This window comes from Olsenella sp. oral taxon 807, assembly GCF_001189515.2.
In the GTDB taxonomy this organism is placed as follows: Bacteria; Actinomycetota; Coriobacteriia; order Coriobacteriales; family Atopobiaceae; genus Olsenella_F.
Map to the genome: position 1 here is coordinate 124,735 of NZ_CP012069.2, position 25,127 is coordinate 149,861.

Annotated in this window: 25 protein-coding genes; 21 read left to right on the forward strand and 4 right to left on the reverse strand. The window is 62.1% G+C overall.

Translation table 11 applies throughout. From position 1 onward, the window contains the following. The first annotated feature begins 466 nt into the window (after positions 1–466). The 3 genes from ADJ70_RS00560 to ADJ70_RS00570 are packed head-to-tail and all read left to right on the forward strand — an operon-like array spanning position 467 to position 1,931. Positions 467–1,027, forward strand: coding sequence for a type IV toxin-antitoxin system AbiEi family antitoxin domain-containing protein (locus ADJ70_RS00560; RefSeq protein WP_050344655.1), 561 nt, complete (start codon positions 467–469; stop codon positions 1,025–1,027). A 20-nt stretch (positions 1,028–1,047) separates the two neighbouring features. Next, a complete protein-coding gene (locus ADJ70_RS00565; RefSeq protein ID WP_050342564.1) occupies positions 1,048–1,443 on the forward strand; it encodes a nucleotidyl transferase AbiEii/AbiGii toxin family protein in 396 nt (131 codons plus the stop codon). Then, complete coding sequence (locus tag ADJ70_RS00570; RefSeq protein WP_083443704.1) at positions 1,365–1,931, forward strand: nucleotidyl transferase AbiEii/AbiGii toxin family protein; 567 nt, start codon at positions 1,365–1,367, stop codon at positions 1,929–1,931. Before ADJ70_RS00565 ends, ADJ70_RS00570 begins: the two co-directional genes overlap by 79 nt. A gap of 652 nt (positions 1,932–2,583) precedes the next feature. Here ADJ70_RS00570 and ADJ70_RS00575 read toward each other — a convergent pair. Together ADJ70_RS00575 and ADJ70_RS00585 are read right to left on the reverse strand one after the other, a co-directional pair. Then, a complete protein-coding gene (locus tag ADJ70_RS00575) occupies positions 2,584–3,204 on the reverse strand; it encodes an ATP-binding protein (RefSeq protein ID WP_157051323.1) in 621 nt (206 codons plus the stop codon). Positions 3,205–4,040: 836 nt separating this feature from the next. Then, positions 4,041–5,411, reverse strand: a complete 1,371-nt coding sequence (locus tag ADJ70_RS00585; RefSeq protein WP_050342572.1) for an RNA-binding domain-containing protein — start codon at positions 5,409–5,411, stop codon at positions 4,041–4,043. 855 nt (positions 5,412–6,266) lie between these two features. Between ADJ70_RS00585 and ADJ70_RS00590 the strand changes: the two genes are divergently transcribed. Genes ADJ70_RS00590 through ADJ70_RS00610 form a run of 5 tightly spaced genes read left to right on the forward strand, consistent with a single transcriptional unit; the run spans position 6,267 to position 8,990 of the window. After that, positions 6,267–6,521 (forward strand): hypothetical protein, encoded by a 255-nt coding sequence (locus ADJ70_RS00590; RefSeq protein ID WP_050342575.1) that lies wholly within the window; start codon positions 6,267–6,269, stop codon positions 6,519–6,521. 35 nt (positions 6,522–6,556) lie between these two features. Continuing rightward, positions 6,557–6,742, forward strand: coding sequence for a hypothetical protein (locus ADJ70_RS00595; RefSeq protein ID WP_050342577.1), 186 nt, complete (start codon positions 6,557–6,559; stop codon positions 6,740–6,742). Continuing rightward, positions 6,735–7,313, forward strand: coding sequence for a hypothetical protein (locus ADJ70_RS00600; RefSeq protein ID WP_157051324.1), 579 nt, complete (start codon positions 6,735–6,737; stop codon positions 7,311–7,313). Before ADJ70_RS00595 ends, ADJ70_RS00600 begins: the two co-directional genes overlap by 8 nt. Before the next feature lie 27 nt (positions 7,314–7,340). Then, on the forward strand, positions 7,341–8,069 hold the full coding sequence (locus ADJ70_RS00605; protein ID WP_050342581.1) for an MFS transporter: 729 nt from the start codon (positions 7,341–7,343) through the stop codon (positions 8,067–8,069). Between the two features lie 3 nt (positions 8,070–8,072). Continuing rightward, on the forward strand, positions 8,073–8,990 hold the full coding sequence (locus tag ADJ70_RS00610; protein ID WP_050342585.1) for a ribokinase: 918 nt from the start codon (positions 8,073–8,075) through the stop codon (positions 8,988–8,990). A 154-nt stretch (positions 8,991–9,144) separates the two neighbouring features. On the opposite strand, the gene ADJ70_RS00615 is transcribed toward ADJ70_RS00610, so the two are convergent. After that, a complete protein-coding gene (locus tag ADJ70_RS00615; RefSeq protein ID WP_050340811.1) occupies positions 9,145–10,218 on the reverse strand; it encodes an IS5 family transposase in 1,074 nt (357 codons plus the stop codon). Between the two features lie 628 nt (positions 10,219–10,846). Between ADJ70_RS00615 and ADJ70_RS00620 the strand changes: the two genes are divergently transcribed. The 5 genes from ADJ70_RS00620 to ADJ70_RS00645 all read left to right on the forward strand — a co-directional run bounded on the left by ADJ70_RS00620 (position 10,847) and on the right by ADJ70_RS00645 (position 16,167). Then, positions 10,847–11,680 (forward strand): alpha/beta fold hydrolase, encoded by an 834-nt coding sequence (locus ADJ70_RS00620; protein ID WP_050342587.1) that lies wholly within the window; start codon positions 10,847–10,849, stop codon positions 11,678–11,680. Positions 11,681–12,263: 583 nt separating this feature from the next. Then, positions 12,264–13,163: an IS5 family transposase gene (locus ADJ70_RS00625; RefSeq protein ID WP_216597288.1), complete on the forward strand. Its 900-nt coding sequence runs from the start codon at positions 12,264–12,266 to the stop codon at positions 13,161–13,163. 847 nt (positions 13,164–14,010) lie between these two features. Next, the gene (locus tag ADJ70_RS00635; protein ID WP_157051325.1) at positions 14,011–14,883 is read left to right on the forward strand and encodes a hypothetical protein; all 873 of its coding nucleotides are present in this window, start codon (positions 14,011–14,013) and stop codon (positions 14,881–14,883) included. A gap of 535 nt (positions 14,884–15,418) precedes the next feature. Next, on the forward strand, positions 15,419–15,712 hold the full coding sequence (locus tag ADJ70_RS00640; protein ID WP_050342598.1) for a hypothetical protein: 294 nt from the start codon (positions 15,419–15,421) through the stop codon (positions 15,710–15,712). Positions 15,713–15,849: 137 nt separating this feature from the next. Then, a complete protein-coding gene (locus tag ADJ70_RS00645) occupies positions 15,850–16,167 on the forward strand; it encodes a hypothetical protein (RefSeq protein ID WP_050342601.1) in 318 nt (105 codons plus the stop codon). Positions 16,168–16,417: 250 nt separating this feature from the next. Here the strand turns inward: ADJ70_RS00645 and ADJ70_RS00650 are convergent, their stop codons facing one another. Then, positions 16,418–16,912, reverse strand: a complete 495-nt coding sequence (locus tag ADJ70_RS00650) for a helix-turn-helix domain-containing protein (protein ID WP_050342602.1) — start codon at positions 16,910–16,912, stop codon at positions 16,418–16,420. A gap of 411 nt (positions 16,913–17,323) precedes the next feature. On the opposite strand from ADJ70_RS00650, the gene ADJ70_RS00655 reads away from it, so the two are divergent. The 8 genes from ADJ70_RS00655 to ADJ70_RS00690 all read left to right on the forward strand — a co-directional run bounded on the left by ADJ70_RS00655 (position 17,324) and on the right by ADJ70_RS00690 (position 25,061). Next, positions 17,324–17,566, forward strand: coding sequence for a hypothetical protein (locus ADJ70_RS00655; protein ID WP_050342604.1), 243 nt, complete (start codon positions 17,324–17,326; stop codon positions 17,564–17,566). Between the two features lie 1,123 nt (positions 17,567–18,689). Next, positions 18,690–18,917, forward strand: coding sequence for a hypothetical protein (locus ADJ70_RS00660; RefSeq protein WP_050342606.1), 228 nt, complete (start codon positions 18,690–18,692; stop codon positions 18,915–18,917). Between the two features lie 381 nt (positions 18,918–19,298). Further along, positions 19,299–19,505 (forward strand): hypothetical protein, encoded by a 207-nt coding sequence (locus ADJ70_RS00665; RefSeq protein WP_050342608.1) that lies wholly within the window; start codon positions 19,299–19,301, stop codon positions 19,503–19,505. Beyond that, complete coding sequence (locus tag ADJ70_RS00670) at positions 19,505–20,413, forward strand: GIY-YIG nuclease family protein (RefSeq protein ID WP_050342611.1); 909 nt, start codon at positions 19,505–19,507, stop codon at positions 20,411–20,413. The genes ADJ70_RS00665 and ADJ70_RS00670 overlap by 1 nt, the downstream gene beginning before the upstream one ends. A gap of 7 nt (positions 20,414–20,420) precedes the next feature. Beyond that, complete coding sequence (locus tag ADJ70_RS00675; protein ID WP_050342612.1) at positions 20,421–22,994, forward strand: type I restriction-modification system subunit M; 2,574 nt, start codon at positions 20,421–20,423, stop codon at positions 22,992–22,994. Further along, a complete protein-coding gene (locus tag ADJ70_RS15185; RefSeq protein WP_050342613.1) occupies positions 22,991–24,199 on the forward strand; it encodes a restriction endonuclease subunit S in 1,209 nt (402 codons plus the stop codon). The genes ADJ70_RS00675 and ADJ70_RS15185 overlap by 4 nt, the downstream gene beginning before the upstream one ends. 27 nt (positions 24,200–24,226) lie before the next feature. Then, positions 24,227–24,412, forward strand: a complete 186-nt coding sequence (locus tag ADJ70_RS00685) for an antitoxin VbhA family protein (RefSeq protein ID WP_050342615.1) — start codon at positions 24,227–24,229, stop codon at positions 24,410–24,412. Beyond that, a complete protein-coding gene (locus tag ADJ70_RS00690) occupies positions 24,405–25,061 on the forward strand; it encodes a Fic family protein (protein ID WP_083443706.1) in 657 nt (218 codons plus the stop codon). Before ADJ70_RS00685 ends, ADJ70_RS00690 begins: the two co-directional genes overlap by 8 nt. Positions 25,062–25,127 lie beyond the last annotated feature (66 nt).

Sequence of the window (25,127 nt, forward strand, 5' to 3'; positions counted from 1 at the left end):
ACGTCACGGGGCCATGGGGCCGTCGTCGTGGGACCCGTGGCCCCGCTCGGTCGCGCGAGCAGCCGTGAGGGCAAAAGAGTGTACACAGATCGACGAAAATGACCTCTCGGAGCCGTTTTGGGGCATTTGTGTACACTGTTGCGCCGTTGTGGGCAGACGTGGGAACGCAGGAGTGTACACAGATCGGCGAAAACGGCCTCTCGGTGTCGTTCTGGGGCACTTGTGTACACTGTTGCGACGCGAGGGTCGTGCGAGTTGCGACGCGAGCCGCGTCGGGTGGCACGAGTGCCCCAACCACCATGGCGTGCTGGCGACGCCCCCTCGGTGGCCACCTCTCGCCTGGTAGGGAAAACAGATCCTGCGCCAGTGGCGCCGCCGCTAGCTTGGTGTCTTCGTCGAGACGTCAACCCACACAAACCCCCGAAGAGCTTTTTTCAGTGTAAACGGACTATAGGGGGTGATGGGCATGCAGGCTATCGTCGATCTGGCGCAGGAGAGCGGCGGGATGATGACGACGACGCAAGTGGTTGAGGCCGGCATCCCTCGCGCGCGTATCTCGGACATGGTGAAGGCCGGAAAGCTCGAGCGCGTCCAGCGCGGCGTGTACTACCTGGCGGATACCTGGAAGGACGAGTTCCTCGCGGCGCAGCTCCGCTTCTTTAAGGGAGCTTTATCAGACGGGACGGTGCTCTTTCTGCACGGCTACACCGACCGCACCCCCCTCCAACTCACCATAACCTTCCCGTGCTCGTGTCGGGCCACCAAGGCGCGGGAGGCGGGCATCGAGGTGAGGACATGCGCCGATGGGGTCCTCGACCTGGGACGTACAAGCGTCAGGACGAGCTATGGCAACGAGGTGCGGGCGTACGACCTGAAGCGGACGCTCTGCGATGTCGTCTGCGGCCAGCGCATCGTGGACGTGCAGGTGGTCAGCCCGGCCATGAGGCAATACGCTCGCAGCGGCAGCAAGGATGTCCAGAGGCTGCTTGGCTACGCCCATGCGCTCGAAGTGAAGAAGAAGATCTGAAGCGATCTGGAGGTGCTGCTGTGAGGACAAAGAACGCGATACAGCTCAAGGCTATCATCCGCAACCGGGCGAAGGTCGAGGGCGTCCTTTCGCAGCTGGTGATGCAGAGCTACCTGTTCGAGAGGCTGCTGGAACGCATCTCCCTCTCGACGTGGCGAGACAACATCGTCATCAAGGGTGGAGTGCTCATCAGCTCGCTTGTCGGCGTGGGCAAGCGCAGCACGAAGGACCTGGGCACCACCGTGCGCGGCTTCCCGCTCTCTCCTGAGAACGTCGAAAAGACGTTCCGGGAGATCGTGGACGTGAAGGCTGACAATGACTTCTCTCTTTCGAGTTCGTGCGCACTGAGGACATACGCGAGACCGACGACTACCCTGGCATCAGGGTCCACCTGCTGGCGAACTACGAGAAGATGAGCTCGCTGGTGACCGTGGACGTGACCACGGGCGACAAGATCACGCCAGAGTCAGTCGAGTACAGCTACCCGCTGCTGTTCGACGACCGCAGCATCGCCATCATGTCGTACCTGCTCGCCACTACGCTTGCCGAGAAGCTCGAGATCGCCATCAGCAGGAGCGTGGCCAACACACGGCCGCGCGACTACTATGACCTGCACACGCTGTGGCTCACAAGGAGGGACGAAGCCAAACCCGACGTACTGAGGGATGCCGTGGCGGCCGCTGCGGAGAGGCGCGGGTCGCACGCAGCAATGGGCAACTACCGTGAGGTGATGGCCCAGGTGGCCTCCGATGACGGGACGCTCGGCCTCTGGGCTGCTTACGCCCGCAGGTATCCGTACGTTGGCGACATGACGCTCGGGGAGGCGTGTGGGACGGTCGTGCGACGGTGGTCGAGCGGGAGGAGCGCGACGCGGGCGGCGCGTCCTCGTGCCGCGCGACCGTAAGGGGTCAGTCAGGAAGCTGCTCGATACCCTAGGTGTGCCACTCGAGGCGAGGTTCCCCATCCCCGCCCCGGCGCATACCTAATGATGAGGGAAGCTGTGTATAACAAAGAGAACAACGAAGAGAGGTGGCCTGCTGCTCGCGAAGGAGCCGTCCCAGCTTATACTGCCACTCGGCCCCGATCGTACCAATACGGTACGCTCGATGCCGTCTGGCAGTGCATGGCGCACTGCCCAGTACGTTCACCGGCGAGTGGCAGTGTGAGTGGCACTGCCACTCGGCCATGAGCGTTCCGTTCGCACTGCCACTCGACCCCGATCGTACCAATACGGTACGCTCGGTGCCGCTTGGCAGTGAGTACTACACTGCCACTTGCCCCTGAGCGTTCCACCTCGTACGTTCACCACCGAGTGGCAGTGTGAGTAGCACTGCCACTCGGCCCCAAGCGTTCCGTCCGCATTGTCAAATACCCCTGGAGGTCCTTCACGACGATCGCAAGCAAGCGACGGTATCTTGGCAGCGTTGGCTTGCCCTGCATATCCCCATGGCCTGGCTCGGAGCCAGCCTGCCCTCTGCATTTGCTATACCTATGGAGAAAACCTCTGTTAGGCCACCGTCGGCATGACGATAGCTCGCGTCTTTGCCTCGATATCTTCAGCAGGCTAACGCGTCGAAGAAAGACGTGGAGATGCCTGGCATGATGTCGCAAGAGGGGGTGCCGACTTGGGTGCCGACTGTGTCGGCCTCGACGTAGTTCATGTTGTAGAGCGTGACCGTGAACCAGTTCTCTCCCGTCTCGAGCCTAGGCATGAACTCCGGTCTGTAGGCGTCCTCGGAGGCGGTGGCCGTGCAGATCTCGCGAAGCCCGGAGCCTCGGCGCTCCATGAGGCTCATGCGGTTGAAGACATCGGCGATGATGGGGTTGCGTCGCTCGCTTCTCACGCGGTTTTTTATGATGTCGTCGGACAGGGGTGCGCCAATCTTCCCGCCGAGTGAGCGCACCTTCATGCAATCGTTGTACATGTCCACGTGCACCTCGCTGCCGAGTTCGAGGTACGAGCGGTGGATGAGTGCGTTCACGAGTGTCTCCTCAACTGCTCTCTCGCTGTGGCTACGCCGCTCAATTCTGCTGTTGGGGGTCTTTTCCCACGACTCGGCCGTGTGGCGCTTGACGAATGCCTGGGTCTCGCGGAGCAGGGCGAGCAGGCTGCCCTCGTACTCCGCCGTGTCCGCGAAGTCGTTCTCGTGCTCGCCGGTGAAGCGCGTGCAGAACACGCGTGAGCACCGCACGAGCAGCTGCTCGCAGACCAGCCGCTCGTGAGCGTGTCGTCCTCGATCACGAGGCCAAACGACTTGAGATCAACATCGTCTAACTCGCTGCGCATGCGATTGACATAGGTCGACTTCAAAACGGTGAAGGCCGCCCTACCCGTCGGTATGCCCGAATCGAGCCCGTCCCAGGTGCGGTTCGCGCCCCTCAAGATCAGCTCGTTGAGGATTTCGGGCGGAGCTATGACGCTCTGGTTGCCCACGCGCACTCTGCCTGACGCCGCGTCGCATTCTGCGCGGGTGAAGGTATGGGCTTCTCGCCATGTTCTTCATCTTCACTATGGAATGCGAGAACGGCATGTGCATTAAAATGGAGCAGGAGTACAGGGCGCTAAAGCGTGTATGCGAGTGTCTGCGCCTTTTGGAGCCGTGTTGCCCATCGAAGCTATAGAGGGGCATATTCGCGTGCGGCACGAATGGATGGAGGCATCGGACCCGTTCTACGACTACCGAGACACGGGTGGCTTCAGGCGGATCTACGAGGTTCACCGCAGGAGCATTTACTCTGCGATGAGGGAGAGGTTCACGTTCTCTTTGACGATCCGATTAGCTCCGATACGGCCGCAGAGAAGTCGCAGGACATGGTCGAGGCGGGCGTCACCATGTACGCATGGGAGTGCCGAATGAAGTGGTGCGGCTAGGGCGAGGGCGCACGAGCCTATAAGTACGATGAGTTCTGACGCCTGACCCTTATTGACAGCCTCGGGGCCATTTGGGTGAAATAGTGACAAAACACCTTCTTTACCTGGCCCTTCTTATTAACAGCCTTATTGACTCCATTGTCAGTGAGAGTGTCGGATGGCCTTGTAGACGCGCCCCTTGCGGCCGCCTGTCTTCTCAAGCAGCCCCTCTTCGACCATGGAGTTGAGTAACCTTCTGGCTGTGTAGTCCTTCTCGCCAACAAGCTCGGATGTGGCGGCGGTGGTGATCCCGTTATGCCCGCGTGCGTAGCGAAGTATGGCGGTCCTCGCGTCCCCTTGTCTGCGGGCATCGACGGTTGCCGGCGTATTCCCTGCGGCAATGCCCTCCGAGCGCATGAAGGAGACATGCACACCGTGCCTAGACTGGGTAACCGAGAAGGGCACGTTCGCCTCGTCGCAGGCGGCCTTGATGCGCTGCAGTCCGGTTCCGTAGATCTCGATGTCGCCGGAACGGTAGAGCGTCGTGGCAATGAGTCTGTTCCTAGGCTTGGAAGTGCTCTCCTCGCCTGTGAGGTAGTCCTCGGGGTTGAAGCCGACGGGGAAGAGGCCCGGGCTGTAGATGTAGACGTGATCCCAGAAGACGTCTATCTGGATGGCGGAGTCGTCCTCGTACTGGCGGTGCGCAAAGGCGTTGAATAGCGCTTCACGCACGGCGTCCATCGGGATCTCGGGCACTTCGCGCCTGTGCAGTGAGGAGCCGTCTATGACGAAGGCACGCCGGATGTTGTTCAGGATGTAGAGCTCAGCTGCGTCGACCATGGAGAAGAGCGTGCCGGTGACTTGCTGGTTGTCGAGGATGTGGACGCGCTTGCTGTCGGCGAAGACGCCCATCTTCAGCATGATGTCCTTTGACGGGACGAAGCAGACGGCAGCGGCGTTGGTGAGCATGCCGTCCTCGCAGAGCAGGCCGAGGCGCGAGAGGACGTCTGTGGGCTCGGTGTAGCTGAACGGTATGCGCTTTGCCTCCACGCCACGCTCGACGTAGCGGCGCAGCGCCTTCTCGTCGACGGCGGAGACCGGGGTGTCCGAGTTGCGGCTGTCCCACGGGTTGGAGCGGTTCTCGCTCTCGCGCATCATCTCGGCCAGCTTGGCGTGGCTCATGACGATGTCCTCATCCGCCCGACGGATGCGGTAGCGCCCGTCGCACGCGTAGGGCGTCTCGAAGCCGGAGAACTCGACGCGCACGTACGCCTTGCCCTCAAGGGTTTCCAGGCGCTCGATCTGCGGGTAGATACGCGGCTCGATGAGCTCGCCGACCTTCTGACTGATGTCACGCAGGGTCTTCTCGGAGACGTCCTGTCCCACGACCTCACCATCGGAGGGGCGTACGCCAAAGTAGAGCGTGCCGTGGCCGTGCTTGTTGAGGATGGAGGCGATGGACTCCATGCCCTCGCGCATCTCGGACGTGCTGCGTTTGTACTCGACGCACTCGGTCTCCATGCCGAGGTTCATGGGTGGCCTCCCTCCTAGCAATCGTGCTTGCTGTAATAGTCATTATACGTGCCAAGAGCCTGTTCGTGAGGATACGCCTGGCGAGGTTGGCACAAATACTGAGTGGCTGTTGCGGCCCTGAGATTGCCTCTGGTGGATGCTGTCGGGTCTCTGGTGCTGGCAAAGACTGCCGAGAGGCGGCCTCTGGTGACGTGAGGCGGCTGTTCAGACAACGGCTGCATTGGGACCTTTGCCGCCCGTATTGGCCAATAGACCGGGTGTGCGCGGGCAAGCAGGATAACGGAGCAGACCGGGTGACCACGTGTGGGGTGTGCACCGCTGATCGGGCGTGACGCACACTGACTCTCGCTAGCCATAATCACCCTCGCCGATTGCGACGCGTGGCCGTACGAGTTGAAGGTTACGCAGACGCTTGCCGCCGTTTGCTATGACGTGTGGTTTCGGTGTCTAGGTGGTCGAAGGAACGTCCGACGACGGTCCACTCGTCGCCTAGGTCCGGCGACTTGGACACGAGGGCTGCCAGCATCCTCGTCTCGGGACCCGTCACGACACCTCCACACGCTCGTCAACTTTCGTGCAGAATGATACCGCCCCGCCGCCAGGAAAGCTACGTTTCCCCCAGACGTCTCTCTGTGCTACCCACTAAAAACCACGAGGGGCCTGTCTAAGGTCACAGATTGTGAGTTCAAGATGTAGGCTTGGTATTCTCTCCGACGGCCTGCAAAGGTGCCAGATTGGCACCTTTGCAGGCAAAGACCCTTTGTAAGCTTGCCAATTTGACTTCTCGAGGCTACTCAGGATGTGGAGCGTATGCCGCAACCAGTTCCTGTGTGCGTAGTTCCAAGAGTAGGTTTGGTGACACTTCCCAGCGCTCGGCACCAGCTGAGTTGCGACCGGCCCATCAAGGGGCTTCCCACGAAGGGCGTCATCTTCTATGATCGGACAACACAAGGCGGCATCGAGGAGCCGCTTCCGGATGGCAGGGGGGCGAAGACGATTTTTTCTGATAAAACGATGATCACAATGCGTGAGATGAGTCCGAGCGACGGTTCTTTGGCTGTGGGCAGTGCCATCTTGGGTAGCAGTGACAGTGGCGGCATCAAGAGGTAGGAGACTTACGTCGTCCGGGAAGAAGGTGAATAGCGATGGCGAACATCGACATGCGGCTCCCCGAGAGTGACACGTCACTTCTTGCCGGGATGATCGGAAAGGCCCTCGGTGAGTTCGTCTATGGTGAGCGCTTCGAGAGCGTTCCGGAAGAGGCTCGTAAGTGGCATCGCGTGAACCGTGAGGTCGTGAGCCCTTGGGAGAGGGGTGAAAGTTGTGGATAGCACGGCTATGGGCATATCCACACCGCTTGGGGTTGTTGGGCTCTGGCTCGACGGTAGGCCCTATGCCCACGACGGCCTCTGGGAGGTCGTTGACCGCTCCGACTATGCGACTTGGCATCCCGTGGACGGCAACGTGCGCATTGCTCATTGGCATGAGCCAGACGGGGCCGCCCACACGCTCGCATGCAGGCTCGACCCCTCGCATGGCTGTGAGGGCGGCTTCGCAAGCGGCGAGAGGCTGGAGGCCACCGAGATAGACGACGGTCGCTCGCGGTTGGTGATCGCCGTGGAGTACGACTTCGAGGACTACGCGCAGGGACATGGCGAGTACGAGTACGACTACCAGGCGACCGCTGCCGACCTGGCCGCGACGGTGGAGCTTCCCGCCGACGCCAAGCCCCAGTGGATCGTCTTCGGTGTGTCATGGGTGGAGGAGGTGGATGACGAGAACGGCACGAACCCTTGGCTTGTGGGCGACCCTAACGGCGACCGGCTTCGCATGCCCATGGGCTCCTGCACGAGGAACGGCTCCGGTATGGCAGCGGGGCCGTCGACTGGTTCTTGCCGATAGAGCCCTTGGGAGCGTCAAGACGACATCTTGGCGATCTTCGATGGCTGTGAGATCGTGGAGCACACTAACGCTGAGGAAAGCTATGGCCGTCTCTGTGACGAGGAGATCGTAGTCGATGTCGCTAACCCTCGCTGCGGCGAGGCCATATGGATGGGGTTCGGTAACGAGTACGCAGTGGGTATCGATGGGTGGCACGTGCACTACGACTCCTGCGAGGTCGATTACCGACAGCTCAAGGACGATATCGCCGCGATTCTCTCGGGCGAGATGTGCTTCCTCGCTGCCTTTGCCGGAGACGGGGGTTTTGGCCTTAGCTCGGGAAGGGTCATGGAGAAGATCGGTCGTACGCCCTCAATCTTTCTGGCTGGCAGCCTTCAGTGCATTGGGTTTCTGGTCTCCTCCCTTCTCATTGAGGCCGGAATGGTACCGTTCACCTTGGGAATCTGCCTCTTCTACGCAGGCCAGGGCCTCATGTTCTCACCCATCACGACCATGGTGCTTGGCACCTTGAGTGCTTCGCAAGCTGGCCGCGGCATTGGCACGAACGATCTTGTCATGAACGTCAGCGGCTCGATTGGCATTACCATATTCGGCTCCATCATGGGCACCACGGCGCTTTCCGGCCTCAGCCTTATCGGTGCAGCTGGCAAGACGGCGACCTATTCCAACCTCCTGCTCATATATGCTGCCACCATGATGTTGGGCATCATTGCCTTCGCCTGTTTCCGCAAAGCCATCAACCCAAAGGAGCGATAGCCTATGAAAAAGGTCATTGTCTTTGGAAGCCTCAACATGGACCTGACGATTGAGGCCGATCGGGTTCCCTACGGCGGCGAGACGCTGCCCGGGAGGAACTTCCTCTCCAATCCGGGTGGCAAGGGGGCGAATCAGGCCGTGGCTGTGTCCAAGGCGGGGGTTAGGACCCATCTTGTCGGAAGCGTGGGCGCTGACGTCTTTGGCGATCTACTCCTTGCCCGGGTCGCCTCGTACGGTGTCCAGTGTGACGAGGTCATCCTTCGTGAGGGTGTGGGGACGGGCATCGCCATGATCTGTCGCGTCGACGGGGATAACCGGATTCTTCTTTCAGCAGGCGCGAACCACTCGCTTAGCGCTGCAGACGTCAAGGAGGCCCTTGACAGGCTTGCGGAGCCGGGTGATGTCTTCCTGACGCAGATGGAGTGTGACTACGCTACCACCTGCGCAGCCATCCAGGACGCCCACGGGCGCGGCATGTACGTGGTTGTGAACGTCGCCCCGCCCCGGGATCTCCCGCAGGACGTATGGTCTTGCATAGATCTCGTCTGCGTTAACGAGACCGAGTGCGCGGCCATCTGCGGCGTGCTCCCCGAAGACGATGGGACGCTCAGGCAGGCACTGGACCTTCTCATCAAGAGGGGCGTGGGATGTGCGGTCGTGACGCTGGGAGCAGGCGGCTCTGCTGCGCGTGAGGGAACACGACTTTACCGTGCCCCCGCCGCCCGCGTCAACGCGGTGGACACGACGGCATCGGGAGATACCTACCTCGGCGTGCTTTGCGCGGCATATGTTAACGGGATGCCGATGGAGGACGCCATGAGGAGGGCAAGCGCGGCAGCCGGTATCACCGCATCCCGCGTCGGGGCACAGCGGGCCATTCCAACGGCCGCCGAAGTCGACGCCTTTATGCGCGAGGCCTAGGAAAGCGATGATAAAGTCGCCGATCCCGTCCCTTCGGGACCAGCATGGGTGATTTTTGACGTGAGGAGGGCTCCAACGCCCCCAAGCGGGCTACGCCGGTCTCCGGGGGCCATGCCGCAGCCTCCCAGACCATGGCGGGACGGCCAGCGGTAGGCTATGCCGCGGCCGGCGCCCCACCCTCCGCCCTCCGTCGCCGCTCCTCGAGCCTCTCGCGTTGCAGGGCTATCCTCTCCGCCGACAGCGCGAGGGGCGGCCCGCAGAGCCGCCGTCCCCGCCTCGCGATCATGCAGCCGGCTGCGGCGACGGCGGCGAAGGCCTGGTTGGACACCTTGGCGAGCCCCTTATAGCGCGTCTTCCGCAGCCCGAATATGTCCTTGACCCAGTGGAAGACGTGCTCGACGACACTGCGGGCGGCCGACTTGGCGGCCTCTGCGACCAGGTCGTCCTCGCCGACCTGCGAGCGCCTCTTGGCGACGATCCACTCGACGCCGGAGAGGGAGGGGTCGCCGGCGACCTCCGGCCTCCTCCCGACGCCGACGTAGCCGGCGTCGGCCCAGACGCGCTCGTCACCCTCGCGCACGAGGTCGGGGACCTGGTCGAGGTCGTGGACGTTCGCGGCGTCCATGCGCACCGAGTGCGGCACGCCCGTCTCGGCGTCCACGCCCACCCCGAGCTTGTACCCGAAGTGCCAGTTCTGCCCCTTCTTGGCCTGGTGGGCGTCGGGATCCCGCGCGCCGTCGGCGTTCCTCGTCGACGACGGGCTCTCGATGAAGGTGGCGTCCACGATGGTGCCCCGGCTCACGGCGAGCCCTCCGTCCGCGGCGGACCCGAAGGCCGAGGAGACCATGGCCTCGCCGACCCCGCAGCGCTCGAGCAGGTGGCGAAACTTGCACAGGGTCGTGGCGTCGGGGACCTCGAAGGGCGCCACGCCGACGAAGGAGCGCATCGTCGCGGAGTCCCAGACCTGGTCCTCGCACTCGCGGTCGGAGAGGCCGAAGCAGACCTGCACCATGTACATGCGCAGCAGCACGAGGTCGTCGACCCTCGGCCTGCCCATCGCGGGGCCGGCCCCCCTCGCCCCGGCGTCGGCCCCGCGGGCCTCCCTCACGAGGGCGAGCCAGGCGTCCCAGGGGCAGGACTTGGAGAGGCGGTCGAGGAACCGGGAGCGCCTGGTCTCGCGCTTCCGTCCCATGCCCATCTCGACGTCAGAGAATGTGAGCTGTGCCATGCGGATACCCCCAACCTAGTCGCCAACGACCTCGAATTATATCATATCCGCAGGTAGGAGGTATGGATGGACAGCGATCCGCCCCTGTCCCGGGCTTCTCGGCGGGACTTTATCATCGCTTTCCTAGCGATCATCCTCTAGTGTTTCAGCCAAGCTGTGATGCTCATGATGCAGGCTGTCATGCTAGGGGCAGTTCGCCTTCCTGACAGTCTCAGGTTCACGTGCGCCCCAGACGAGGGGTCCGTCGTGCTTTCGATGACGGCGGGCCCCTTTTGAGTCGGCCTTTGCGCGGTTCCCTGATGGGGGCGATGCGGGAGTGGCTTGCACGCGGGTGCTGTGCGTTAAGGCATGCGACAGCGCCGCGTCGCTTTGGTAGCGTGCTGCAAGATTCGGTGTGCCAGCAGCCTCTATGGGCGATATTGGAGCCCGTGCCCGAGACGACGGCTCTTCCTGTCCCATGGCCGCGCGGAGGTTCCTTTCCCTCAACATTATGCACAGCGCTTTCAGATTTACCGCCTGGCGGCGAGAAATGCCACCGGGTGCTAAACGAGGTCGCTGCAGTGCCCCGGCGAACCTATCATTTTCCCGATGGGCGCTTTGCCCGCAGCTGTCGAGCAGGGAGGTATCCATGTCAAAGGACCGAGCAGAGAGCAAGTTCCTTACCGTGGGCCCGGACATTCAGGTCCACTACTGGGACAAGGGCGAGGGAGACGCCATCGTCTTCATCCCGGGCCTTACTTTCTCGGGCGAGATCTTCAGGCATCAGCTCGAACACTTCTCGGACCGCCACCGCGTGATCGCCGTCGACCCGCGCGGCCAGGGCCTCTCCACCAAGACCGTTTACGGTAACGACTACGTCACTCACGGTGCGGACGTCAGGAGGCTCGTGGACGCCCTCAGCCTCGAGAACGTGACGCTCGTGGGTTGGTCCACCGGCAACCTGGAGGTCTGGAGCTACCTGGAGCAGGCAGGCTACGACAAGGTCGCCGGCGTCGTCACGATCGACATGAGCCCGCTGCCGCTCTGTGAGGATCCGGCCTGGTGGACCGAGGGCACGCCTGCTGAGCTCTCCGAGGTGGCCACGCGCGTCCTCATCCACCCCGAGAGCGCGGAGGCCTTCTGGGATGAGTACCTCACGCAGGTCATGATGCAGCGTGAGCTCGACGAGGACGAGCACGAGTACCTGATGGACATGAGCCGCCGCACGCCCCACTGGGTGGCCCGCCAGCTCTTCTGTGACGCCATCCTCAGCGACTACCTCGAGGTCGCCAGGACGGCCGCCAAGACCGTGCCCACGCTCATGTACGTCGCCGAGCACTGGGCCGACGTGGCCGAGCCCTTCTGCCACGCGCAGTTCCCCGAGACGTCCACCTGCGTCATGGGCGGCCACCTCATGGCCTACGAGTACCCGGAGAGGTTCAACGCCCGCCTCGAGGAGTTCCTCGAAAGCGAGCGGCGGTAGCCACGAGTGGTTCGGGCACCTTACCCCTGACCGTTTCCCTTCCCTCATCTCAAGCAGCCCTCTCATGAGGTCGGCAGCCTTACGTTCCCGTGCCGTCGACCTTGGGGGGGTGCGGCACAGGGACGCTTTCGCGCAGCTAGGCCCAGGCCGAGGCCTGCGGACCCCGGCGCGACCCCCCCGCAGCTTGGCGGGGGGTTGCCCGAGCACATTTGCCCAGTTGAGCCACTTCCCATAGTGCCCCGCAGGCTGGCGGGGGGTTGTCCCCGCGTCCTGGTGCACTCGAAACCTTTGTTGGGCATTACAGCATGGCTACGAAGTATCGGTCCGAGATGCCGTTCGGGGTTCTCGGGGGACTGGTCACCTAGGGAAACACTGATTTATTCAAGGCGTAACGCGCCGCAGGGGCCGCCCGGGCAGGCGCGAGAGGGTACCCTGTGGTATAATATCCGCAGGTAAGGGGCATCTTTCTCATCAGTTTGGGGTGGTCCTCACGCGGCGCCGGGGGAGCTTCGCGGACCTCGAGGCATCCGGCCAGAGGCGGCGCACGAGGCGCGAGAGGTTCCTGGAGCAGATGGAGGCGATCGTGCCCTGGAGGGAGTGGGTCGCGCTCATCGAGTCCCACTACCCGGACGGGAGGCGCGGCAGGAGGCCCGTCGGCCGCGGGCGCATGCCCGGGACGTGCCTCCTGCAGGTCTGGTTCCACCTCTCCGACGAGGCGTGCGAGGACGCCGTCCTGGACTCGAGGGCCACGCGGCGCTTCGTCGGCATCGACATGATGTCCGAGCAGGTGCCGGACGCGACGACCCTCCCCGAGTTCCGCCACCTGCTCGAGGGGGAGGGGCTCGGGGAGGGGATGCTCGCCGAGCTCGTCTCCATCCTGGACGAGCGCGGCATCATCATGCGCGGGGGGTCCATCGTCGACGCCACCTTCGTCGAGTCCCCCTCCTCGACGAAGAACCGGGAGCGCTCGCGCGACCCGGAGGCCCACCAGGCTAAGAAGGGCAACAACTGGCACTTCGGGTACAAGGCGCACGCGGGCGTCGACGCGGGGACTGGCCTCGCGCACACGGTGGAGGTCACCGCCGCGAACGTGTCGGACGTGGCCGTGGCGCCGTCGCTGCTGCGCCCCGACGACGAGTTCTGCTACGCCGGCGCGGGCCACGCGGGCGCGCGGGGGCGCCAGCAGGCCCCCGGCCACCCGGACCCCTCGGAGGTCACCTGGAGGATCGCGAGGCGCCGCTCGAGGGTCCCGGGGCGCGACCACCCGGAGGTCTCGTGGGAGCGAGGGATAGAGAGCTCCCTCTCCCGTGTGCGCTCGAAGGTCGAGCACCCCTTCCACGTCATCAAGGACCTCTTCGGGCTCAGGAGGACGAGGTACCGAGGGCTCGAGAAGAACCGCAACCAGCTCTGCGTCGCCTTCGCGCTCGCGGACCTCGCCCTGCTCGCGCAGGCGGGAAGGACCCTGGCCCCGACCTGCGCGTAGGGGGCCGGGGCCCCGGGCGACGCCCCGGAGGGGGCGCGGGCCCGACGCGGGCCGGCGGGCGGGCCGGCCCGAGGCGCCGACGCGCCGCCCGCAGGTCCCCCGGTGGATGAAATCAACCCATCGGCCTATATAATCAGTGCTTCCCTAGCCCGTGCTACCTACCAGAATTCTCAAAGAGTTATAAAGAACTGCGGTATCTATACCACAGGATACCCATGGGTACCTGCTTTGGTGGTCCTCCACGGCATGCCATGCCTTGAATGAAATCAGTGTTTCTCTTAGAATCGGCTCGCCTCGGCAGAGGCCGGTGCTAAGAAGGCACGGTTCTCAGGGGGGGCGTAAGCGCTTGCGCAGCGCCAATGCAAACACTAAGGAGTGCCAGAACCAACGTTCGGATGCCCTGCTGGGGGCACTGCGAGTTTGGCCTGGGAATCTCATGAAGGGGATGCGTATGTTTTGTCTGAATTGCGGAAGAGAGGCCAAGGAGGGGCAGGCCTTCTGCGGAAACTGCGGCAGCAAGCTGCCCGTTGCTTCGGATTCAGTCTCCTCGACTTTCCCCACTCCCGAAGCGCCTGCGACCGTTCCGGTGACGTCGGCACCTTCCTTCGCGTCTCCGTCCCAGGGTGTCTCCTTGCCCTCCGGTCCCGCTGCGCCTGCGGCGAGGCCGGTCCCCACGGCCACCACACCTTTCTCGGCGCCCGCAGCCGCGCCTGGCCCAACGCCTGCGCCCACGCCCACCGTCTCGCCCATGTCCGCATCCACCGGTGTTTCGACCTCGACTCAGACGCCTGTCTCTGCTCAGACTCCTTTTCCGGATCCCACTCCGACCCCAACATTTGGTGCACCCGTGAACCCATCGTCCCAGCCCCAGAGCTTCGCGCCTCAGACTTCCATCGCTGCCGCCCAGCGGGACGCCTCCACGCTGCAGTCCGCCTTTCAGCCCCAGCAGGTGAGTGGGGGCGGCTGGGCAGAGGGTTCCTCGCATGTCCAGGTGCAGGCCACCAGCCTCGTCAATGGGGCCAAGGCTACCTGGTCGACACCCTATGCCATCGTCTCTCTTGTGGGTAAAGTCATCGCGGTCATCGCCCTGCTGATGCCCTGCGTCAGCTCTCCGCTCCTCACGGCCCAGCTGTCATCGGGTGGTTCCTCGCTCTTCTCGATCCTCTCCAACTACACTCAGGCATCTGAGCTGCAGGATATTGCCAGGGGCGAGTGGAGCATGTGGTCCCTCAATGGTCTCGCGAATTCCGTCAATAGTCTTGTGAGCTCTCTAAACAAGGCCTGGGAAGCCTATGGAAGCAGCCTTGGCTCGGGCTATGCCAGCGGCGGGTCAAACCTAGAGCCCCTTGCTAGCTTGATCACCACCTTGGCTACCATCGTCACGATTGTGTGGGCCCTCATGATCGTGGCCCTTGTCTTCACCATCGTGAGACCCTTCGTCAAGAACGGCAGGCCTGCGGCGCACGAGCGGAGGAGCGGCATCGACACGGCTATCCTTGTCGTGGTGGGTTTGCTCTGCCTTGCGTGGTGTGGCATCGTGACGAGCGTGAACGGCATCATAATGTCCACCCTCTCGTCCACCCTCTCATCGTACAACCTTCCGACGGTTACTCTGCCGAACTTCCTTGAGGTGCCCCTGTGGCCTTGGGTTGCCGCCATCGCCTCTCTGCTCATGGCGTTCTGGCCGCGCCTGAGCAGGCGTATGGGTCTTAGCGCATAGGTAGTCTGTCCGTTGCGTTAGCCGAGTGGCCTCTCCCATACGGGGGCGGTTCGGCCTTGGACGCACGAGTCGGTCGTGCGGGTGGGCGTCCGCGCGGATCCCGCAGGGTCGGCTTGCCCCCAGAGGCAAAGAGTGTACACAGATTGGCTAAAGTAGCCTCTTGGAGCTGTTTCGGACCATTTGTGTACACTGTTGTAACGTTGTGGACAGACGTGGGGACGCAAGAGTGTACACAAGTCGGCGAGAATGGCCTCTCGACACCGTTTTTGGCCATTCGTGTTCACTGTTGCTACGAGTTGCGCTGTGAGCTGCGCCGCGAGTTGCGACGCGAGCTGCGTCGGGTGGCACAAGGACTCACGAGCGCCTCAACCGCCATGGCGCGCCGGCGGCGCCCCCTCGGTGGTCGCCTCTCCCCTGGTCGGAAAAACAGGCTCTGCGCGAGTGGTGCCGCCGCTAGGTTTGCGTCTTCGCCGAGACAGCAACCCATGCAAACCCCCGAGGAGCCGTTTGTATTCTCCCCAGAAGGAGTCGGCACATGGCATCCAAGGAGGACATCTCAGGGATGCCTCTCTCCGTCAAGGCTGTGTTCTTGCGGCCTGATGAGCTGCATACGGGGGCGTTGGGCGTCAAGAGCCTCATCTTTTGCGACAACCGTCTCGGGCTAAGCCATCCGGAGGTGCGCATACTCGGAGGTGTGCGCACTCGTCCACGAGGGTCCCGCGCGAGGCCGGGCGGACGTTCTGGGTGTGGTGAGCATCTTCACGTGCGGCCTGCGGAGGGAGCTTGGTCACTCAGCCGCTGCCGGCGCGTCGTCAACGAGAGCCTCTGAGACTTGGGCTTGGACATCCTTGTTGATGCTGTTGTGGACGAGGGTTGCGTTGTGGCGTCGGACAAGCTGCGTCTGTCGCGTACCGCGATAACCCCTCAGACGAAGGCTGGATTCACTGGGTGTAGCTCACCGGTATAGTGCAGTGTCGCGCACTCCCAGGCGCTGCAAGAGCTCCATACGTACGGCTTCCCCTGCGCTACTTCACAAAGAAGGGCATAGGCGAGTTCGATCTGGTCACTGAGAGGAAAGATGGGGCAATCATCGCGCTCGAGATCAAGTCGGGGAGGGGCTACAAGGCGCATGCCGCGATAGACGATGCCCTCAAAATCGAACACTATCACATCGACGAGGCCTACGTTCTGGCCGAATGTCATGTGGGACGTGATGACACGCTGCTTTATCTCCCAGTCTACTCGATCGGGCTTATGAGGAACAGTTGGGCGGGCAGAGGGTAGACGACCTCAAACCGGATATATTTCGCTCGACGGGTAGAGCGCCTCATAACCCGGGGGCAGGTGGTTCAGATCCGCCCCCCGCGATAAAACAGGTTTCTGGATTGATAATTGTAAGCCAGGGCATTCTCTTACAAGCGGGTTTTGACCGGCTATGGGCGAGAATGCGAGACGTGTGGCGCCATCATGTGTCCTGTATGGGGCAGTCCTCGGCGGAAGCGATGGGTAGCCCCTCCCTTGACTCGATCAGTGCCTACTGCCTTGCTAAAAGTCTCAACTTGAATTCTCTGATCTTTGCGGCGTATCTGCTCGTCATGATGACGCCTATGATTACCGTCCCAAACTCTATCCCCAGGCACAACCCGCCGCCAAAGTCATCTGCCTTGTTCGTTAGAACCAGAACTAGGTAGACGGTGGCCGAAGCCAGTCCCGCGAGGAACAACCAATGCATCCTCCGTGTGATTTTCAGCTTTTCTTCTCCACTGTACTCTGCGACCTGCAATGCCGTTTCCCTCAGCTCTTCGTTCATGTGCTCACCTTTCCTTTCGCCGTTTAGGATTTCGCGCAGGTCGACTTCGTAGAAGTCAGCCAGCTCAACCAATATGTCAAGATCCGGCATGTTTCGTCCGGTCTCCCAGCGAGAAACCGTCCTGCGCGCCACGCCCATTCGCTCTGCCAACTGTTCTTGAGTTACATTGCTTTGCCTCCGGAGCTCCTGAAGAAAACTTCCTACCTTCACCATATCCATTCCTAAATGCCCTCCCTTCTGATTCCAACGTACAGCTTGCCCTCCAGACCGACAAGGACATGAAGTGAGCAAATGCTCCGTTTGCATTGATGAGACACGACGTGTCCCGAAGCTCTGATCAACTTAGAAACAAGTCACCTGAAGAGCCCATAGAGGTGCACCCAGACGTTGAGGTTGTGCATCTCGTCTCAGACGGTGGCGAGCTGGATCTCTTCGAGTGGGACGCAGTACGCCCCGTCCGTGCCGATAGTTCGTCACAATCCGTCCTTTGATAGGCTGAGACAGCTTGCTTATCTCGCGCAGGTCTCGCTGCCGTTATCGTCGGGCGCCGGATTGTCTTTCTGGCACACGACTTCGCCTGCCCGTACTATACTTTGATATTTTGTTAGGTTCGCTGATAAAGGAGGAAGCATGGCGGAGAAGCCAGAGTGGGTCAAGAGCTTCGCCAGGCCTAGGGGTACCGAGATCAAGCACATACGGGGGCACTGGTACCTCTATGAGAGGGGCAGTATCTACGACCCCAAGATCAAGAGGAGTAGGAAGAAGTCGGGACGATGCCTCGGCAAGATCACGCCCGAGGGACTTGTCGCCAGCGTCAGCCGCAAGGAGAGGGCCGAGCGTGCGCGGGTGGCAGGCTTCACGGCTGCTGGGTGAGGCACGGATCCGGTAGGGGTTGGGCACGCGGGTGCAAGTCATCTCGGACGTCGTGGAAGTGGGCGTCCCGATCCTGGCTGGTGGGCCGTGTCGGTTCAGGTTGGAGCTGGGGTACTCTGCGAGAGGCTTGGGGTGGGCCCGTCAGACCGCTCATTCCTCAAGAGAAGGGTCGGCAAGCCAGACTCGCGAGCGAGAGGCGGTATCCACACGTGGTTTGGACGCTTTGTCCTCGCCTGCTTCTTCTCCTCTCATCTTAGGAGGCTTCGTGAGTTCGTGTGGGTAGGTGGTTGCGTCACTGTCCCGGTGGCGTGGGCCTCAGGTCCGAGCGCCCTGGCATCACGGGGGCCATGGGGCCGTCGGTGTCGTGGGGCCCGTGGCCCCGCCCGGTCGCGCGAGCCCAGTCTTGTCGCCCGCCGCTCAGGTGCGGGCACCTGCGGGCTCGGCTTGCCCCCAGGGGCAAAGAAGTGTACATAGATTGGCTAAAATGGACTCTTGGAGCTGTTTTGGACCATTTGTGTACACTGTTGCGCCGTTGTGGACAGACGTGGGGACGCAGGAGTGTACACAGATTGGCAAAAACGGCCTCTCGGCGCCGTTTTGGGGCATTTGTGTACACTGTTGCGCCGCGAGGATCGTGCGAGCTGCGATGCGAGTTGCGACGCGCACTGTGTCGGGTGGCACGAGTGGCTCAAACGCCATGGTATGCCGGCGGCGCCCCCCGGTGGTCGCCTCCCCCTTGGTCGGGAAAACAGGCTCTATGCGACAGGCTCTGCGCGAGCGCCGCCGCTAGCTTGGCGTCTTTGCCGAGGCAGCAACCCATGCAAACCCCCGAGGAACCGTTTGTGTTCTGCCTAGTAGTGGAGGCCCTGGTGCCGCCTCAGGGCGCACGCACGCCTTGCGCGGCCCGGTCGTGCGCCCGGCCGCGAGGGCCTTCCCGGGGGCGAGCCGCCGCCCGCAGGGCAAGGTGACCGGCCAGCCCCGTCACCGGGCGCCGCGGGCTATGCCGCCCGTATGGCGGTGCGTGTCGCGTCAATCTCATCTCGCCGCGTTCGAGAGGGGGGCGTCGAAGCGCCCTCCGGCAAGGGTTCCCCAAGGGCCGTCGGATGACGTCAGCTGCCGAGAAATGGCCAGGTTCTCCAAGAGCCGAGAGGAGCACCACGCCTGGTCCGGTCGGTACGCGACCGAGGCCCACGACCCCCCGCCCAGGACGGGGAGGGCCGAGCGCGAGCACGTGGCCTCGTGGTTCGGGGCGAACCCCACGATCGGGTCGGGGGCGCACTCCCGGCAGTCGGGCAACAGCAGCGCCAAGGTCCGCTACGACCGGCCGCAGGGCGCCGCGCCGCTGCCCTAGGTGGCGGAGATGGTCGACGCCGGCGGCGAGGCCGTCGGGAGGGCCTCTCGCGTCGCTGCAGCCCGTGGCGACCGGCGCAGGGCCTGCCGGGCCGTGGGGGAGGAGATCCCCTGGGATACGGTGAGCTTGCGCCACCCGCGCCGAGCCCCCCTTCGTCCGTCGCGTCCCGGGAGTCCACAGAGGCGTTGGTGGGGGGCGGTCATCTCAGGCGGTGAGGGAGTAGGGCCTTCCTTTGTGCCCTGCCGGGCGGGCGGCGTAAGGCTGCGGTTGTCTCGAGTCAACAAGTTTTCCCCAAAATTTCAGCTGCTTCCAAGAATGAGCAGTCTGTTAAAATTTGTTGCGCATGTAATGCGGCTCACAGTCTCATCGGGGAAGCGGTCTATGAAGCACTCGGAGTTTGTCGATTTGGGAACCAGTCCGGCGGAGGCCCAGGCACTCCTTATGGATTTCGAGAGCGTGGCCGTCGCCATGCGCATGCCGCGCACACTGCGTGACTCGCCGCCAAAGGGGTCCGTCACGCCCGATGGCATGAGCATCACGTCTGCGGGAATGTGCCTGATTGACCGGCTGCCCAGAGAGGTGTGTTGATGATCAAGCTCACTACCATGACCGTCCAGCTCATTGACTGCAGGCCTGACGGCATACGCATCTGCCACGTGGAGGGCGAGTCCCTCATCACGGTCGTCGTCCCACGGGATTTGCTCTCCAAGGCGAAACAGCTGCCTGATATCCCCAAGCGCGGCATCTACTACCTCCTTGATGAGGGGCACGGTGTCATCAGTCGCGTCTACGCAGGGCAGACGACGCAGGGGCTGCGGCGGCTTGACGCGCACAAGTCTGCCAAGGACTTCTGGAACACGTCAGTCATGTTTTTGGATGACGAGGTGAACATTGACCGAGACGTTCTCGATGCCCTCGAGGCGAATGCCATCGACTATGTACGCAAGCACGGCTCCTACGAGACCGACAACTCAGACACGCCCCAGCCTTACGTGAGTCCCTACAAGGAGCAGACCGTCCAGAGCCTGCATCGGAGCATCCTCTTCAGGATGGCGGCCCTCGGCTATGACCTCAACCGCATCGAGGACGTCCCCCCTCGCCCAAGAGCCAACTGTGCCAGGCGGCATGATGGGCCAGGCTACGACCTCAACCGCATCGAGGATGTCCACTCTTCCGAGGACAAGCTCTTCCACACGAGGAAAAAAGGCGTTGTTGCCACGGGACGCTACGACGAGCGCGCTGACACATTTGTCGTGTTGGCTGGCTCGCAGGTGGATCTCTCCCGGCCCGTGCTCAAGAGCTCCATTGCCGCAGACAGAAGGTGCGAGCTCTTTGGCGATGCGGAAGGAATCTGCCTTCTGGGGAACAATCAGAGCTTCAACAGCCCGAGCGCGGCGGCGGTGTTCGTGCTGGGTGGTAGCCAGAACGGCTGGATCGAGTGGATAAACGACCAGGGCCAGACCCTCGACTACGTTTACCGCAGAAAGAAGGACTGAGAGGCACATGAACAAGCAGCAGCTCGCGGCCAAGATCTGGGCGTCGGCCAACCAGATGCGCTCAAAGATCGAGGCCTCAGAGTACAAGGACTATATCCTCGGTTTCATCTTCTACAAGTTCCTCTCCGACAAGGAGGAGCGATTCCTGGCCGAGAATGACTTCGACGCGGATGCGATGTCATGCGTCACCGAGGATGACGCCGAGGTGCTGTCTTTTGTGCGAGATAATCTTGGTTACTTTATCGCTGCTGGCGACCTGTACTCTTCTTGGCTCGATAAGGGCAGCGACTTCGACGTGTCCGATGTGCGCGACGCGCTTTCGACTTTTGAGCGGCTCGTGAGGCCGTCGTACAAGAACGTTTTCGATAGGGTTTTCGAGACGCTGGAGACCGGTCTCTCCAAGCTGGGCGAGACGTCCGGCGCCCAGACCAAGGCCATCAGTGCCCTCCTGCAGCTCATCCGCAGTATTCCCATGGACGGGCGGCAGGGCTACGACGTGCTCGGTTACATCTACGAGTATCTGATCAGCAACTTCGCGGCCAATGCCGGCAAGAAGGCTGGCGAGTTCTATACGCCGCACGAGGTCTCGGTGCTCATCTCTCAGATCGTGGCGTCAAACCTACGGGATCGCGTGGAGATACGCATCTACGATCCCACCTCCGGCTCGGGCTCGCTGCTCATCAACATCGGCGAGGCCGTGGCGCGGCGCTTGGGCAGCCGCGACTCCATCCGCTACTATGCCCAGGAACTAAAGGAGAACACCTACAACCTGACCCGCATGAACCTCGTGATGCGCGGCATCTCGCCTGACAACATCGTGTGTCGCTGTGGTGACACTCTGGAAGACGACTGGCCATGGTTCGAGGAGGGGCATCCGGAGACCTACGAGCCGCTCTTCGTGGACGCGGTGGTGTCAAACCCACCCTACTCCCAGCGCTGGGATCCAGACGGCAAGGAGAACGACCCGCGCTTTGATGGCTACGGCATCGCCCCCACGTCTAAGGCCGACTACGCCTTCCTGCTGCATGACCTCCATCACCTGAAGCCCGACGGAGTGATGTGCATCGTCCTGCCGCATGGCGTGCTCTTCCGTGGGGGCGAGGAAGAGAGGATTCGCCGTGCGCTCGTGGAGAACGAGAACATCGATGCCGTCATCGGGCTTCCCGCCAATATCTTTTTCGGCACGGGCATTCCCACGATCGTGATGGTGCTAAAGAAGCGCCGTCCGACCGATGACATCCTGATAATCGACGCCTCCAAGGGCTTCGTGAAGGAGGGGAAGAGCAACCGGCTTCGCGCCTGCGACATCCGTCGCATCGTGGACGCCTACGAGCGGCGGCGAGACATTGAGCGCTTCTGCCGCGCGGTGCCCAAGCAGGAGGTGCGCGACAACGGATATAACCTAAACATCCCGCGCTACGTTGACTCCTCCGAGCCAGCTGAGACCTGGGACATCTATGCGACGATGTTTGGTGGGCTTCCGATCTCTGAGGTCGAAGCTCTCAAGCTTTATTGGGATGCGCTTCCCAACTTGTGCGAGCGGCTCTTCGAGCCGGCGGGTGGTTCAACGCTCAGACTCCGCGTGGATGACATCGAGGCGGCCGTGCACGACAGCACCGCTGTGCGCGCCTACCTTGACGCCTACGAACGGCGCTTCTCGGACTTCGAGATGTGGCTCTTCGATAAGCTCGTGGATGAGGCCTTGCTCGTGGACCGAGCAAGCGAGGAGGACGTCCTGGCTGCGGAGGTCTTCGGACGCCTTGAGGGTGTGCCCCTCGTGGATCCCTACGATGCCTACCAGGTGCTCGACGACGCCTGGCGACAAGTGTCTGAGGATCTGGAGGTGCTGCAAACCGAGGAGTTCGATGCCGCCAAACGGGTCGACCCCAATATGGTCGTGAAGAAGAAGAGGGGTAGGGACGTTGAGGTGCAGGAGGGTTGGCGCGGCCACGTGCTGCCCTTCGAGCTGGTGCAGCAGGAGCTGCTCGCAAACGACCTCGCCGACATCCGTCGCATGGACGAACGCTCCTTGGCCATCGACGCAGAGCTTTCCGAGGCGCTGGAGGGCCTCTCGGAGGATGATAAGGCGGCGCTGGGAGGCGCCGTGAGCGACAACGGGGATGCCTTCGTGGCCGGAAGACTCAAGGCCTGCGCGCGTGAGCTGCACGCCGACGGCGACTCGGAGGAACTCGCGCGTATCGTGGAGAAGGCCTCCAAGCTGTTCGACGAGCAGAAGCGCTTGAAGAGGCAGTCGAAGCAACAGGCCATCGCGCTTGAGGCAAAGACCAAGGAGGTAATTGAAGGGCTGTCCGACGAAGCTGTACGGAACCTTCTTGACGCGAAGTGGAACAGGCCGATCGTGGACGGGCTCGCCGCGCTGCCCCGCGCTAGCGTGGATGCCTTGGTTGAGAGGGTCCGCTCCCTCGCCGATAAGTATAGCACCACGTTTTCGCAGGTGGAGAAGCAGATCCACGACGAGGAGCGAAAGCTCTGCGACATGCTGGGGGAGCTCACTGGTGATGAGTTCGATATGGCCGGCATACGCGAGCTGCGTGCCCTTCTGGGGGGCGACGGCCGATGAGCGCTAACGTGCCTGAACTCCGCTTCTCGGGTTTTGCTGACCCTTGGGAACAGCGTAAGCTGGGGGAGCTGGGTGTAACTTATGGTGGCCTGACCGGTAAATCGAAGGAAGACTTCGGTCATGGTGATGCAAGGTTCGTTCCGTATACGAACGTTTTCGACAATCCCATTGCCGACTCGACGAGGCTTGGCGAGGTAGAAATTGATGTGAGTCAGAATCGCGTTCTGCATGGTGATACTCTTTTTACGGTATCTTCCGAGACACCCAATGAAGTTGGCATGTCGTCCGTCTGGCTCTCCGACCTCGACAACCTGTACCTGAACAGCTTCTGTTTTGGGTATCGGCAGGATGGTAGTTTTGATCCGTATTACCTTGCCTACATGCTGCGATCGCAGTCAGTTCGTGAGAACATCGAACTGCTCGCCCAGGGTATCTCGCGCTTCAACATCTCCAAAGGCAAGGTGATGGAGGTTGAAGTTCCTGTGCCGATGATGGCCGAGCAGCGCGCCGTCGGCGCCCTCTTCTCCCGCCTCGACTCCCTCATCGCCCTTCATCAGCGTAAGCATAATCAACTTAGTGTTCTCAAGAGCTTACTTTTGGAGAGGATGTTTCCCAAACCAGGGTCCGATGTGCCTGAACTCCGCTTCTCGGGTTTTGCTGACCCTTGGGAACAGCGTAAGCTGGGGGAGTTCGGTTCCGTTGAGATGTGTAAACGCATCTACAAGGAGCAGACATCGGAATCCGGTGAAGTGCCATTCTTCAAAATCGGTACATTTGGTAGTGAACCAGACGCATTTATCTCAAATAAACTGTATGAGAGCTATAGGGATGAGTATCCATATCCGGAGCCGGGGACGCCACTCATCTCTGCCGCCGGTAGTATTGGCAGGACAGTTGTCTATCAGGGAGAGCGTGCTTATTACCAAGATTCGAACATAGTATGGCTCGACCACGACGACAATCTGGACAACTCGTTCTTGGACGTATTTTATAGCCAAGTTGACTGGAAACTTGAGGGCAGCACGATTAAGCGACTCTACAACAAGGATATCCTAAACGCCGAGGTATGCGTCCCTTCGCTCCCCGAGCAGCGCGCCGTCGGCGCCCTCTTCTCCCGCCTCGACTCCCTCATCGCCCTTCATCAGCGTAAGCTGGAAAAGCTTAGGGCACTCAAGCAATCTCTTCTCCAGAAGATGTTCGTCTAAGCAAAAGCCCGACCGAGGAGGTCTTCAATGGACCGCAAGCGCGTGATTGACGAGTCGATACACTCCGGAGAGATGGAGGGCGCCTACGTGTCGGCCGAGTTTCGCGAGGACGCCGACGAGTACGTGAGGGGGCACATCCCTATAGAGGAGCTTATGCGCAGGACGAAGCGCCGCTGGGAGCCCGACCGGGAGGGCAAGGGGCCCCATGTCTGACGGGTTCGTCGATCCCTACATCGACCTGCGGACGGGCGTGCTGCGAAATCTGGTGGGAGCGGGGACGTGGGACGAACTGCGCAACGCAGAGGGCGAGCTCGTCGCGATGCGCATGAGCGAGTTCTTGAGGGAGCTCCCCTTGGAGCCGACGGGCACGCTCGATGACCTGAGGTGCATTCACCGCTGGTTGTTTCGGGACGTGTACGACTGGGCGGGGGAGGTCAGGACCATCGAGATTCGCAAGGCGGGCGAGGGGGCGCAGTTCTTCCTGCCTTCCGCGAACATACCGATGGGCATCGCATGGGCGCGCAGCGAGCTGGAGAAGGACGACTTCCTTGTGGGCCTGGCTTCTAGGCGGTTCCCTAGCCGCATGGCCTACCACTATGACAACTACAACTTCGTGCACCCCTTTCGCGAGGGCAACGGGCGAACGCAACGGCTGCTCTGGACCCTCATCTGCCATCATGCGGGTTACGATCTCGACTGGAGGGACGTTACCGGTGCGGAGAATGACGAGGCGAGCCGTCTGGCGGCCGAGGACCGTGACATGGGCGCCCTCGTGTCCATCTTTGCTAGGATCGCTGCGCCGTGCGACCCCTCGGTGCCCATCAATGCCGGCCTGGTGCAGGCTGGCCATCTTGGTGGGTAGGGAGTCATGCAGACCGCGAGGTGGCGCAAGCTCGGTAAGTCCGGGACATCCGGGTGGTCTTCCTCC

Coding starts and splice junctions, on each gene's coding strand:
- ADJ70_RS00560 (WP_050344655.1), top strand. CDS start 467: ATGCAGGCTATCGTCGATCTGGCGCAGGAGAGCGGCGGGATGATGACG.
- ADJ70_RS00585 (WP_050342572.1), bottom strand. CDS start 5,411: ATGAACCTCGGCATGGAGACCGAGTGCGTCGAGTACAAACGCAGCACG.
- ADJ70_RS00595 (WP_050342577.1), top strand. CDS start 6,557: ATGGCGAACATCGACATGCGGCTCCCCGAGAGTGACACGTCACTTCTT.
- ADJ70_RS00610 (WP_050342585.1), top strand. CDS start 8,073: ATGAAAAAGGTCATTGTCTTTGGAAGCCTCAACATGGACCTGACGATT.
- ADJ70_RS00615 (WP_050340811.1), bottom strand. CDS start 10,218: ATGGCACAGCTCACATTCTCTGACGTCGAGATGGGCATGGGACGGAAG.
- ADJ70_RS00620 (WP_050342587.1), top strand. CDS start 10,847: ATGTCAAAGGACCGAGCAGAGAGCAAGTTCCTTACCGTGGGCCCGGAC.
- ADJ70_RS00640 (WP_050342598.1), top strand. CDS start 15,419: ATGGCATCCAAGGAGGACATCTCAGGGATGCCTCTCTCCGTCAAGGCT.
- ADJ70_RS00650 (WP_050342602.1), bottom strand. CDS start 16,912: ATGGATATGGTGAAGGTAGGAAGTTTTCTTCAGGAGCTCCGGAGGCAA.
- ADJ70_RS00655 (WP_050342604.1), top strand. CDS start 17,324: ATGGCGGAGAAGCCAGAGTGGGTCAAGAGCTTCGCCAGGCCTAGGGGT.
- ADJ70_RS00660 (WP_050342606.1), top strand. CDS start 18,690: ATGGCCAGGTTCTCCAAGAGCCGAGAGGAGCACCACGCCTGGTCCGGT.
- ADJ70_RS00665 (WP_050342608.1), top strand. CDS start 19,299: ATGAAGCACTCGGAGTTTGTCGATTTGGGAACCAGTCCGGCGGAGGCC.
- ADJ70_RS00670 (WP_050342611.1), top strand. CDS start 19,505: ATGATCAAGCTCACTACCATGACCGTCCAGCTCATTGACTGCAGGCCT.
- ADJ70_RS00675 (WP_050342612.1), top strand. CDS start 20,421: ATGAACAAGCAGCAGCTCGCGGCCAAGATCTGGGCGTCGGCCAACCAG.
- ADJ70_RS15185 (WP_050342613.1), top strand. CDS start 22,991: ATGAGCGCTAACGTGCCTGAACTCCGCTTCTCGGGTTTTGCTGACCCT.
- ADJ70_RS00685 (WP_050342615.1), top strand. CDS start 24,227: ATGGACCGCAAGCGCGTGATTGACGAGTCGATACACTCCGGAGAGATG.
- ADJ70_RS00690 (WP_083443706.1), top strand. CDS start 24,405: ATGTCTGACGGGTTCGTCGATCCCTACATCGACCTGCGGACGGGCGTG.